Genomic DNA, 12057 nt, shown 5'->3' with positions numbered 1-12057 from the left:
CCGGCCTAGTCTTCCTCGCTGCGCGGGGCTTCCAGCGCGGCCGGGTCGTTGTCCTCGTCGGCGCCGGACGCTGCAATATACTCGTCCGGCAGGGACTTCTTGGTGGCCGCGCCGAGCCGCTTGAGCATCTCGGTCTGGCGAACGACATTGCCCGGGCCCTCGACCAGCTTGCTCTTGGCCCCGTGCCAGGCGTCCTGGGCCTGGTTCAGGCGGGTCCCGACGGTGTCGAGGTCTTTCACGAAGCCCTCGAACTTGTCGTAGAGCTTGCCCGCGCGCTCCGCGATCTGGGCGGCGTTCTGGTTCTGGCGCTCGATGACCCAGAGGTTCTGCACCGTGCGCATCGCCATCATCAGCGTCGTCGGGGTTGCGATCATCACATCGCGGTCCCAGGCAAAAGCGGCCAGGTCAGGATCATTCTGCAGGGCCAGCGACGCGGCGCCTTCCAGGGGCACGAACATCAAGGTGAAGCTCACGCCGGGATAGTGCTTTGGATAATCCTTCTCGCCCAGTGCCTTGATATGGTTTCGTACCGAGGTCAGGTGCTGTTTCAGGGCCAGCGCCCGCTCCTCGTCCGTGTCGGCGTTCACGCAGCGCTCGAACGCCGTCAGCGACACCTTGGCATCGATCACCAGCTTCTGCTGGTTGGGCATGTCCACGATGACGTCCGGGCGCTGGCGCGCTCCGCTCTCGTCGCTGACCGAGTCCTGGGTGTGAAATTCCTGACCTTCGCGCAGTCCGGCGCGTTCAAGGATGCTGGACAGCACGAACTCGCCCCAGTCGCCCTGCACCTTGGACTGTGAGCGCAGCGCGTTGGCCAGATTCTTCGCGTCCTCGCCCATCTGGCGCGCATCGTTGTGCAGGGTGCTGACGAGCTGGTGCAGAGCGCCGGTCTGGGTCGAGCGCTTCTCGGCATCCTCGGCGACGCGTTTCTGGAAGCCGTCCAGCTGCTCGCGCAATGGGCGCAGCATCTGGGACAGGGTCTCGGTGCCCTGCTTGTTGAGCTGTTCGCCACTCGTTTTCAGGATGTCGTTGGCCAGGTTCTTGAACGTCACGGACAGGCTTTCACGAGCCTTCTCCAGCTCGGCCAGTTTCTCGCCATGATGGCGCTCGGCGGCCTGGTGCTTTTCCTTCAGGCCCGACAGGTCGCGGCTCAGCGCGTCCCTGTCCTGCTGCAGGGTTTCGAGCCGGTCGCGAAGCCGGTCGCGCTCTTCGCCGGCACTTTCCAGCCGGGCCAGGCGTTCGCGTGTTTCGGACAACTCGCCCCTGGCCTGCTCGGCCTGCCGGCGCCAGTCGTCGCGGTCAGCCTTGGCCTCCTCCAGAAGTGCCGGGTCGAGCCCGCCCTGGTCCGGCTTGCGGATCCACAGCAAGCCGAAGAGGCCGACAAGCAGCAATGTTCCGACGATGTAAATGATCAGTTCCGGCGCCACCGCGTCCATTCTCCTGCCCTGTTAGAGGTTCGCGTTCTGTTCGCGCGCCATCATGGCCGAGTCGAGCCGCGGGCGCCAGCGCACAGGTCCCGCCCAGGGCAGTCCGGTCAGAACGGCCCCTTGCCGTCGTCGCTCGATGCGGGCGGCGCCGCAATGGGCGGCGGGGCGGGTTCGGACGGTTCGGTCTTCTTCAGCGGGAAGCGGCTCTTGAGAGCGCCCGAGACCAGCGTGTGGTCGAACCGAAAATCCTCGGTGTGCATGCGAAGCTCGGCCGGGGCCTTGTTGGTCTTGCTCGCTTCGATCGCCCGGTAGAGCGCAAACAGCCGCAGATAGCCCTTGTCGTCCTTGGAGAGGGACGTCTCGTCCAGCCTGGCGGCAAATTCGGTCAGGCGCTTGATCGCTGCCTTGCGCTTGTTGGTGGCGAGCTCCAGCAGGGCACTGACGGCCTCCACCTTCCAGCCGATATCGGCAAAGTCGAGTTTCTTCGGCGCGGCGGAGAGCTCGTCTCTCGCACGGTCAAGATCGCCTGCTCCCATCGCGGCGAGCGCGTGGTCGGCGGCCTGGTCGGCCATGCGAATCTCTTCGCGGCGCCGTTCTTCCGCCTTGCGGCCCCCAAACATGGGATACCTCTCCTCACCTGTCGCAGCGTGCAAGGTCTAGGCTAGACCGAACGGCACGTCACGTCACAGGTTCTGGTAGCTAATAATCGCGGGGCCGAGAATGACGACAAACAGTACCGGCAGGAAGAAGACAATCATCGGCACCGTCAGCTTGGCTGGCAGGGCAGCAGCCTTCTTCTCCGCGTTCGCCACGCGCATGTCACGGTTTTCCTTGGCCATGACGCGCAGCGCCTGTCCCAGCGGGGTGCCGTAGCGTTCGGCCTGGATCAGGGCGGTTGCAACCGCTTTGACCCCGGCATGATTGGTGCGAATGCCCAGATTCTCGTAGGCCTTGCGGCGATCCTGCAGATAAGCCAGCTCGGCCGTGGTCAGGGTCAGCTCTTCGGCCAGCTCGATCGAAGACGAACTGACTTCATTGGCCACCTTCTGGAAGGCCGCCTCGATCGACATCCCCGATTCCACGCAGATCAGCAGCAGATCGAGCGCATCGGGAAAGGCCTGCATGATCGATTCGCGCCGCTTGGACGCGAGGTTGGTCAGATAGATAGCCGGCGCGTAATAGCCGAGCACCGCGAACGCCATCGCAATGGCAAAACGCGCCATGCTTTCCAGTTCGAAATCGTTGACGAAAAACAGGTAGAGCGCGCTGATGGCAAACAGGAGGAAGGGTGCGATGAAGCGCGCGAAATAAAAGGCCGAAACCGGGCCGGGCCCGCGCAGACCGGCCTGAAGCAGCTTGATCTTCAGATTGGGGTCTTCGAGGAGCTTTTCCAGATTCAGCTTTTCGACCGTCCGGCGGTAAAGGCTGCGCGTATCCTTTCCCCGAAGCGAAGAATTCTGCGCATCCTGAAGCGCTTCCCGGTTCTTGCGTCGCAACTCCTCGCGCCGGTTCGCGACCTGTTTGAGCCGCTTGTTCGTCGTGTCGGGATTGAGGGCAGGTCCGGACAGGGTCAGCACGGTGGCAAACACCAGAACGGCGGTGACCACGGCAAACAGGTTGGAAGGCGCGGTGATGAACTCGGCAATCGAATCTAGCATGAGTGCGCCTCCCTAGTGTTTGAAGTTGATCATGGAACGCATCACGAAGATGCCGATTCCCATCCACGTCAGGCCGCCGATGAGCATCATCTGACCCTTCGAGGTGGTGAACATCAGGGCCATGTAGTCGGGTGCGGTGAAGGAGACGATCCCGCAGACCAGGGGCGGCAGCGCACCGATGATCATGGCCGACGTCTTGGCCTCGGACGAGAGCGCGCCGATCTTCTCCTTGAGCATCTTGCGCCCGCGCAGGACGCCGGAGAGATTCTGCAGCGCCTCGGCCAGATTGCCGCCCGACTTTGACTGAATGCTCAGCACGATGGCAAAGAATTGCAGCTCCGGCGCCGGCATCCGAGTGACCATGCGGCGCATGCCTTCGTCGACATCGACGCCGACCGCAATGCCCTCGCATAGTTTCTGGAACTCGGACTTGATCGGTTCGGGGGATTCACGTGCGATGATCTTCAGGCATTCGTTCAGCGGCAAACCGGACTTCACGCCGCGCACGATGATGTCCAGTGCATCCGCGAAGTTGGCGGTGAATGCCTTGACCCGCATCCCTTTCCTGAAGCCGATGATCCAGCGCGGCACACCGAGGCCGGCAACGAGCGTTGCGCCCAGGGTCAGCAGAAGATTCTGCCCGGTCAAGAGCAGCGGCAGGAATGCCAGGACTGCCAGCACGCCTGACAGGATCCAGAAGAACTGCGGCGTCCAGCTCAGGCCAGCCTGCTCCAGCCGCGCGTTCAAGGTCAGCGTCTTCTTGCGCGCCCGCTTCTGGCGTTCCTCGATCTCTTTCAGGCTGTCTTGGACCTGCTTGCGCTTCTGCGCGCCGGCATCCAGCGGCCCCTGGCGCTTCGTGCGCCGTGCCGGCTCACCGACGGCTTGCGCGGTCCGCCGGGCCTGCGTCTTCGACGGTCCGCTGGAGGTGACCGCCAGGCCGACGCCAGCCACCGCCACGAAGGCACAGGCCGCGGCCAGCACAAATGCGAGATCGCCACCGACCATGGTCTACGCCTCCGAGGCGTCGAGCGCCTCGGCCAGGTCGCGATCCAGCCCGTAATAGCGGGCGCGATCCCAGAATTTGGGGCGGGCAATGCCGGTAGAAACGTGGCGGCCGAGGATATTCCCGTCCGCATCCTCGCCCGTCATTTCGTAGAGGAACAAGTCCTGGGTGACGATCACATCGCCTTCCATGCCGAGGACTTCGGTGATGTGGGTGATCTTGCGCGAGCCGTCGCGCATGCGCGCAGCCTGGATCACGACATCGATCGAGCCGGCAACCATTTCACGAATCGTCTTTGACGGCAGGTTGTATCCGCCCATCGTGATCATGGATTCCAGACGCGACAGCGCCTCGCGCGGCGAGTTGGAGTGAAGCGTCCCCATCGACCCGTCATGGCCCGTATTCATGGCCTGCAGCAGGTCGAATGCTTCCGGGCCGCGCACCTCGCCCACGATGATGCGTTCGGGGCGCATGCGCAGGCAGTTCTTGACCAGGTCGCGCATGGTGACCTGTCCCTGTCCCTCCAGGTTGGGCGGGCGGGTTTCCAGCCGCACCACGTGGGGCTGCTGGAGCTGAAGTTCGGCCGCATCTTCGCAGGTGATGATCCGCTCATCCTCGCCGATGAAGCCGGTCATGCAGTTGAGAAGTGTGGTCTTGCCCGAACCGGTCCCCCCGGAGATCAGGACGTTGCAGCGCGATTCCGAGATGATCTCCAGCACGCGAGCGCCTTCGGTGGTGATAGACCCGAATCCCACCAGATCCTTCATCCGGAGCTTGTCTTTCTTGAACTTCCGGATGGTGAGCGTCGGACCGTCCAGCGAAAGCGGCGGCGCGATCACGTTCACGCGGCTTCCGTCGGCGAGGCGCGCATCGCAGATCGGCGAGCTTTCGTCCACGCGGCGTCCAACCTGGCTCACGATGCGCTGACAGATATTCATCAGCTGGCCATTGTCGCGAAAGCGGATATTGGTCTTCTTCACGCGCCCGCCGACTTCGATGAAGACGTCCCCGGCTCCATTGACCATGATGTCGGCGATATCATCGCGCGCCAGCAGAGGTTCGAGCGGACCGTAACCGAGCACATCGTTGCAGATGTCCTGCAGCAGCTGTTCCTGCTCGGCGATCGACATCGCCACATTCTTGATCGAAATGATCTCTGTGACGATGTCGCGGATTTCGTCGGAAGCCGTTTCGGTGTCGAGGCGCGAGAGCTGGGACAGGTCGATGGTGTCGATCAGCGCGTTGAAGATCGTCGTCTTGATCTCGTAATACTCGCGCGAGCGCTCCGCGCCGACCGTCTCCACGACCGCCTTGGGACGCGGCTTGGCTTTGGACGGCTCGGCAGCTGCCACCGGTTTCGAGACCGGCTCTGGCTGCGGCTTTGGCGTTGCGGGCTTGGGACGCGGAGCCGCCGGCTGAGGCCTGGCTTTCGTGGCAACCCCCGTATCGGCGGGCTCGGGCGGACGTGCGGGCGCCGCCTTCGGTCCTGACTGACCAAATCCGCCGGACTGCCCCCCTGACCTCTTGCCGAACATCGTATGCCTTACCTTCGCTTCTTAGCTCTTGCGCTTGAACAGGCTGGAAAACAGCCCGCGCGATTTGGAAACGGTTGCGCTGGAACGCCCCGTGACCTGCCCGGCCAGGTGAGCGAAGCCCTCCGCGGCGCGCGACTTGTCATCGACTTCGGAAATCATCTGACCGTTATTGGCCGCCTTGCCGAACAGTTCCGGGTCGAAGGGCAGCACAAGCGCCGGCGCTGCACCGAGCGCATCGGCGAAATCTTTCAACGGAATATCGGGACGCTTGGGGCAGCCGGCCATATTCACGACCACCTTGGGCGGTTCGTCATTCGGGCGCTGCTGGCGGACCAGATCGAACAGGTTCTTCGCATTACGCAGGCACGCCAGATCCGGGGTGACGGTCACCACCACCTGATCGGCCGAGAGCACGGTCTGGCGCACCCAGGGCGACCAGGTGTGCGGCAAATCGAGCACGATGAACGGCGCCTGTCGGCGAACCTTCTCGATCACAGCATCGTAGGACTCGACCGGGAATTCCCAATCGCGCTCCAGCGTGGCCGGCGCGGAAAACAAGCTTAGCCGGTCAGTGCAGCGCACCAGAAGGCGATCAAGCAACGCATCGTCCAGGCGATCGGGCTCGGCCAGCGCCTCGGAGATGGTCTGTGCCGGGTCCTGGTTGAAGTCGAGTCCGGCCGTTCCATAGGACAGGTCGAGATCGACAAGCACCGCGTCGGTACGCTGGTTCTCGCTCATGCACCAGGAGACGTTGTGGGCCACGGTCGAGGACCCGACCCCGCCCTTGGCTCCGATAAACGCAATCGTCTTGCCTGCGAACGGTGCCTCGGGATCTGTGAACAGCCCGGAGATCGTCTTGATCAGGTGAAGCGGAGACATGGGCGGTACGAGATATTCGCTTACTCCGCGGCGCATCAGCTCGCGGTAAAGTCCGATATCGTTGGTCGCGCCCACGACGATGACGCGCGTTTCGGGATCGCACACCCCGGCGAGTTCCTCGAGCTGCTCGAAGAGGGCCTTGCCCTGCATGCCGGTTTCGACGATCAGCAAGTTGGGCGTGGATTCGTCGTAGAAGCGTTCGATCGCAGACGGCAGACCGCCCAGTTCCACGGTCACATGAGCCTTGGCCAGGCGCCGGTCGTCGCTGGCATTGTGGATCAGTGCGCCGGTTTCGGGACGATCGCAGAAGGCGTGGATCGTAATGCGCGGCACCGGCGCGACCAGCTCATCCTCGTCCTCGGCAGAAATCTCGCCATAGATGCCGCGCCCGGTCGTTCCAGCACTCAGTGGCGGCAGGTCGGCCGCGGACTGGCGGCGCGGCTCCGGCCGCGTCTGCACGGCAGCCGCGTCACCGAAATCGTCATCCTCGTCCGCCTTGAACCGGTCGGAGGAATTGGCCTCGGCCAGGCGCGCGCCAAACGGGCTCGGCCCTTCCTCGGCCGGATCGGACCCGCCACGATTCATAACAGCCGGTTCATCGTCGCCCAGCAGGCGGCGCTCGATTTCATCGGTGCCGGAGAAAGCATCATCGAAGTCGCTTTCGACCGGGCCAGTGTCGAGAAACTCGTCTTCCGGGTCGAACGCGTTGTCGTCCTTGAAGGCATCAGCCATGGTTCGATTTCCTTACTCGACGACTTCAGTCACAGCGCCGCTCTCTTCGTCCGAGCGGCGTGTCGCGGTACCCTCGCCCCGGCGCCACGCGTCTATGACGGTCTGTCGGCGCGCAGCATCGGGTGCCGCCAGCCCCCGCGCGGTCACCAGATCGCGCGGATCGGCGACCATCGCGGCAAGATTGTTGGCCGTCGCGCACCCGAACTGGTCCCACGTCTCCCCGGCACGCGGATGAGCCAGGTCCTCCCAACCCTGCGAGCAGGCCGGAGCCACGGCGACGTAGCGCTGAAAGGAGAAGATGACCGGGGCATCGGGGCGGCCGGCTGCGTCATAGGCGCTGCCACTGATGTCGCGCCAGTCGAGGCCGGCATCGTAAAGGCGCGTGCGCACTTGCGCGATCGCCGCGATCGCTGCGTCCGAGTTCGGGCCGTGCGCCGGATACGTGATCACGAAGGGACCGTGGCCGACCGCCTTGTATTCGGCGGCCAGTGCATTGACGAGATCCTGCTGATCCCAGGTCAGGCCGTTATCGCTGGGATTGACCGGCATCGGCACGCGCACCTGCTCTGCGACCGCGGTCGCTTCGGGCCGGGCCGTCGGTGCACTCGCGCAGCCTGCTGCAGCGGTCAGGACGGTGAGCGAAAGAAGGGCAGAACGCATCATTTCACTTACTCCAGCATGAAGCCGACCGGCCCGAGCCACCCGCGGCCTTCCACGTCGGCGCCCGGTGCCGCGTACACGCGGTTCAGGCGGCCGAGGAAGACATGCGACAGGGTCGAGGCGGGTGTGTAGCCCTCACCGGGCGTACGCAGATTGTCCGGATCGGTAGGTTCGACCAGATAGGGCGTGACGACGATGACCAGTTCGGTCTCGTTATTGGCGAAATCGCGCGAGCGGAAAAGCTGGCCCAGAACAGGCAGACGCTCGATCCCCGGGACTGAATCCATCGCCTGACGCGTGTCTTCCTGGATGAGACCGGCGATGACCAGGCTGCCACCCGAGGGCATTTCCACCGTGGTCTCTGCCCGGTTGACCGTCAGGGCGGGAATCGTCAGCCCCTGGACGGTGCCGACCACATTTCCGTTCTCGTCCACGACATCGGAGGCGCCGAGCGAAATCGCGCCGTCATTGGACAGCTCGGAGACTTCGGTCGACAGACGCAGGCTGATCCGGCCTTCGGACAACACGACCGGGGTGAAGCCCAGGCCAACGCCGAACGGTTTGAACTCGATCGTGATATTGCCGTCGCGGTCGCGGCCTACCGGTACCGGGAATTCGCCGCCGGCCAGGAAGCTGCCGCTCTCGCCGCTGATGGCGGTGATGGTCGGCTCGGCGAGCGTACGGACGAGGCCCACGCGCTCCAGCGCGTTCAGCGTGGCTTCCAGCGAGCTTTGCAGCACGCCGTCGACCAGGTTCTGGGTCCCTACAGAGGCGGCCAGGCCGCCGAGCGCGCGTCCGGCAATGCCGAACGCATTGGCCGTGCCGTACCCGTAATTGGACTGGTAGCGTCCGTCCTGAATGACCTCGAAGATCGGGCTGCCATTCTGGTTGAGCAACGGCTGCCCGTTATCGCCCGTCATCTGGGTGCGGACCGGAGGCGTGAAGTCGCCGAAATTGTGCTGGCCGCTCAGATTCACACCCAGCTGACGCACGATCGAGCGTTCCATTTCGACAATGCGCACTTTCAGCATGACCTGATCGCGCCCTTCGATGCCGATGAGGCTGATCACCTGCTCGGGATCCTCCGCCCAGCGTTGGGCCACCTGGAGCGCCGTGCTGGCCGCGGATGCCGACGGTACCGTGCCGGACAGCACGATATTGGCGTTCATGGATTCCACGTCGATCCGGCCCTCGGGGACGAAGCGCTGCAGGGCATCGGAAAGCGCCGTCAGGTCGCGTTCGACGCGTACGTCGAGGTCCAGGATGAGCTGCCCGTCCGGCGCAAAGAAGAAGATATTCGTACGTCCGACCGCCTGACCGAGGATCACGGCGCGCGTCGTCGTGCGCACTACCGCATCGGCCACACCCTGGTTCGCGACCATCACGTCACCGGCCTCGACCGGCAAATGCACCACGGCGGCCTGGCCGAGCGGCAGGTTCAGGCTTTCCGAAACCGGGCCGCCGCGCGGCTCCCGGATCGTGATCTGCATCGAATTGTTACGCTCGAGATCGCTCTGGGCAGAAGCGGGCGCGACGGTGCCGCAAAGCACCGTCAGCGCAGAAAGCAGAAGGGCGGGCCAGGATCTCATCGATTGCCTCCCAGCATGACCTGCTGTTCCTGCCCGTAGCGGAAGACGCGCACCATCGTGTCGCGCCGCGGGGCGGGCTCGGACGTGGTGTCGGTTGTGTCGAGCTCGTTTCCCTCGCCGGTATCGGCAATCGAGCGCAATGCCAGGGAGACGTCGCCCTCGGCCACGCCCAGGGCCAGCGCCTCGGCCTGGCGCGGTGCCAGTTCCAGCGTGGCCGTCGAGCCGAGCACGACCCCGTCTTCGGAATCCGAATAGCTCTGGTCGATCGCCAGGACGCGCACATTCTCGATCGCGGTCCGCGACGCCATGCGGCCATTGGCGTCGGTCGTGATGATCACGTCCACGCGGTCATTGGGCAGAATGAACCCGCCCGCTCCGCTACTGGCGGAGATGGGCACCGCAACGGCGCGCATGCCCGGGGAAAGCACGACCGCCATGAACCCCGCATCGCCGGGCTGAACCAGCTTGCGCTCGGTCACCGGCTCGCCCTGGGCCATGGGCGCGCGTGCGACCGCACCGGAGAATTCCTCGATAGCCGCAGGGCGGGCGCTCTGGGTGATGTAGCCCGGCGACATCGCTTCTTCCGGCCAGGGCTGCCAGTAGAGCGTGCTGGCATCGACCCTTTGGCCGATTTCCAGGCCGGACCGGGATGCCAGGACATGCGCAGTCGGCGCCTGGGCCGGGGCTTCCACGCGGGCCGGAGCCGGCGTGCTGGTGGGCTGCATGGCCCCTCGCACGAAAATTGCTGCAGCAACGGCAGCAAGGCCGGCCAGTGCCAGAATGAGAATGCGGGCGATGTTCATAGCCGTTCGCGATCCTTTGGCGCGCAGTAACTCTGCCTGCGATCAGACCGCGAAAACCTCAAAGCCGCGTTAATCTTGGAGCCTGCGGCTGTGTTGTCGTGTCCTGGAACGATTTTACGGGCCGAATGCGGCAATGAGCGTGGTTTGCGGCAGGGCGATAAGCGCTCCGGCGGCGAGCGCGACCGCGTAGGGAGCCGGCGCGCCCTCGGCCAGCGGACTTCTGGCGACCCATTCCGGCTGTAGCGGCAATGCCGGCGCAATCCGGCGCAAGGCCAGAAGCAGAACAGCCAGTGCGCCGCCCGCGATCACGCTCCAGAGGACAAAGATCAGCACGCCCGGCCAGGCAAACCATAGCGCCACCGCCGCGATCAGCTTCGCATCGCCGCCGCCGATAAAACCCGGCATCCAGAGCCCGACGGCCAGGACCAGTACGATCACAAAGGTCAGGAGCGCGTATCCCGCCTCACTCCACCCCATCCCCATTGCCCACGCTGCTACGGGCCAGATCGCGATCAGGGCGCCGGGAATCCAGTTTGGAATCCGGAAGCCGGCAAGATCGGTCCAGGCTGCCGTGAGCATCAGCACCAGGAAGAGGGACACGCAAAGAGTGGCGATCATGGCAGAGAAGTATCCGGCGCTGTGAGACGAAATCCGTCGCGCCAGTAAGAGGCGATAGGCTCAATATCGGGTAAATGGCGCGAGGCACACTCCGCGCACGAGCAACCGGCAAACGGAAAAAGCCGCCCGGAGTCGGGCGGCTTTCACCTGCGCGGGCACGAGAAGTGCCCTTACGCTGCTGTCAGACTAGAGAGCGCTGTCCAGCTCGTCGGCAGCACCTTGGAACACGCCTTCGAGCGAGCCGCTCAACGTGCCGAGGATTGCCACGAGGCCAACACCGATGAGCGCGGCGATCAGGCCGTACTCGATGGCAGTGGCACCCGACTCATCATTCATGAAACGCGAAAACAGGGTCTTCATCACTATACTCCGTTGGTTTGCCACGCCCAGGAGACAAGTCCGTCCCGACCCGTCCTGAACATAGGCATAGTAAAACCGAAGACCATTTAGGCCGCGTAAAAAGACATGCTTTATTATCGGTAAACGCGGCCAGCTCATCACTATAGTTAATACTTGGTCAATATGGCGGCGGCATCTGGCGTTCAAAATCGGGTCGTACACGCGCGTTTAGACTTCCTTTATCGCGGCGCGGTTAAATCCGCGCGTACCTTAGAGTCCATCAAGGAGCGCTCCCATGGTCCGCCGCGCACTGACCGCCGCCCTGCTTTCTGCCGTCGCCCTTGGCGCCGCAGCCGAGGCCCGCCCGGTTCAGGTCCCCGCCGATCATGCCACCTTGATCCGCTTGCCCGACACGGCCAGCGCGGTCGTGGTGGGCAACCCCTCCATTGCGGATGCGACCCTTTACGACGGCCAGACCCTGTTTGTGACGGGCAAGCTGTTCGGACGCACCAATCTGATCGCGCTCGATACTGACGGGCGCGTTGTCTACACCAACGATCTCGTGGTCTCGCGCTCCGATCGCGGCTCGGTTGAGGTTTTCCGCAACGTGAACCGGGAAAGCTATTCCTGCGCGCCGACTTGCGAAGCGGCGCCCCGAGTTGGCGACCAGACCGACTGGTTTACCGATCGCGCCTCCCAGCAGGCCGACCGGATCGGCGCGGCCCAGGCCGGCTTGCCGGCAAGCCAGGGCAGCCCGCGTCCTCAGAACAACTAGACCCGCCTCTTAACCGTGTCCTTTCACCCGGCGTTAAAC

At 64.2% G+C, this 12057-nt stretch carries 12 protein-coding genes; 1 reads left to right on the top strand and 11 read right to left on the bottom strand.

Going from position 1 to position 12057, the window contains the following annotated elements; genetic code table 11:
* Positions 1–5 precede the first annotated feature (5 nt).
* The 11 genes from rmuC to PGP17_RS09200 form a co-directional block, all read right to left on the bottom strand.
* Positions 6–1427: a DNA recombination protein RmuC gene (gene rmuC / locus PGP17_RS09250; RefSeq protein ID WP_270375116.1), complete on the bottom strand. Its 1422-nt coding sequence runs from the start codon at positions 1425–1427 to the stop codon at positions 6–8.
* A 107-nt stretch (positions 1428–1534) separates the two neighbouring features.
* Positions 1535–2047 (bottom strand): hypothetical protein, encoded by a 513-nt coding sequence (locus tag PGP17_RS09245; protein ID WP_270375115.1) that lies wholly within the window; start codon positions 2045–2047, stop codon positions 1535–1537.
* A 63-nt stretch (positions 2048–2110) separates the two neighbouring features.
* A complete protein-coding gene (locus PGP17_RS09240; RefSeq protein ID WP_135944398.1) occupies positions 2111–3085 on the bottom strand; it encodes a type II secretion system F family protein in 975 nt (324 codons plus the stop codon).
* 12 nt (positions 3086–3097) lie between these two features.
* Positions 3098–4090, bottom strand: coding sequence for a type II secretion system F family protein (locus PGP17_RS09235; protein WP_233342059.1), 993 nt, complete (start codon positions 4088–4090; stop codon positions 3098–3100).
* Between the two features lie 3 nt (positions 4091–4093).
* Positions 4094–5623: a CpaF family protein gene (locus PGP17_RS09230; RefSeq protein ID WP_135944400.1), complete on the bottom strand. Its 1530-nt coding sequence runs from the start codon at positions 5621–5623 to the stop codon at positions 4094–4096.
* 21 nt (positions 5624–5644) lie between these two features.
* Positions 5645–7234: an AAA family ATPase gene (locus PGP17_RS09225; RefSeq protein ID WP_270375114.1), complete on the bottom strand. Its 1590-nt coding sequence runs from the start codon at positions 7232–7234 to the stop codon at positions 5645–5647.
* A gap of 12 nt (positions 7235–7246) precedes the next feature.
* Positions 7247–7897, bottom strand: coding sequence for a CpaD family pilus assembly protein (locus PGP17_RS09220; RefSeq protein WP_270375113.1), 651 nt, complete (start codon positions 7895–7897; stop codon positions 7247–7249).
* Positions 7898–7902: 5 nt separating this feature from the next.
* On the bottom strand, positions 7903–9483 hold the full coding sequence (locus PGP17_RS09215) for a type II and III secretion system protein family protein (RefSeq protein ID WP_270375112.1): 1581 nt from the start codon (positions 9481–9483) through the stop codon (positions 7903–7905).
* Entirely contained in the window at positions 9480–10286 is an 807-nt protein-coding gene (gene cpaB, locus PGP17_RS09210) for a Flp pilus assembly protein CpaB (RefSeq protein ID WP_270375111.1), read from the bottom strand. The genes PGP17_RS09215 and cpaB overlap by 4 nt, the downstream gene beginning before the upstream one ends.
* Before the next feature lie 114 nt (positions 10287–10400).
* Positions 10401–10904 (bottom strand): A24 family peptidase, encoded by a 504-nt coding sequence (locus tag PGP17_RS09205; RefSeq protein WP_270375110.1) that lies wholly within the window; start codon positions 10902–10904, stop codon positions 10401–10403.
* A gap of 186 nt (positions 10905–11090) precedes the next feature.
* Positions 11091–11264, bottom strand: coding sequence for a Flp family type IVb pilin (locus PGP17_RS09200; RefSeq protein WP_135944409.1), 174 nt, complete (start codon positions 11262–11264; stop codon positions 11091–11093).
* Positions 11265–11538: 274 nt separating this feature from the next.
* Here PGP17_RS09200 and PGP17_RS09195 point away from each other — a divergent pair, with 274 nt between their 5' ends.
* The gene (locus PGP17_RS09195) at positions 11539–12018 is read left to right on the top strand and encodes a pilus assembly protein N-terminal domain-containing protein (protein WP_135944411.1); all 480 of its coding nucleotides are present in this window, start codon (positions 11539–11541) and stop codon (positions 12016–12018) included.
* Positions 12019–12057: the final 39 nt, after the last annotated feature.

This window comes from Marinicauda sp. Alg238-R41 (assembly GCF_947331485.1).
GTDB lineage: Bacteria > Pseudomonadota > Alphaproteobacteria > Caulobacterales > Maricaulaceae > Marinicauda > Marinicauda pacifica.
The sequence above is the reverse complement of the archived record's forward strand: the minus strand, read 5'-3'. Positions and strand labels throughout refer to the sequence as shown.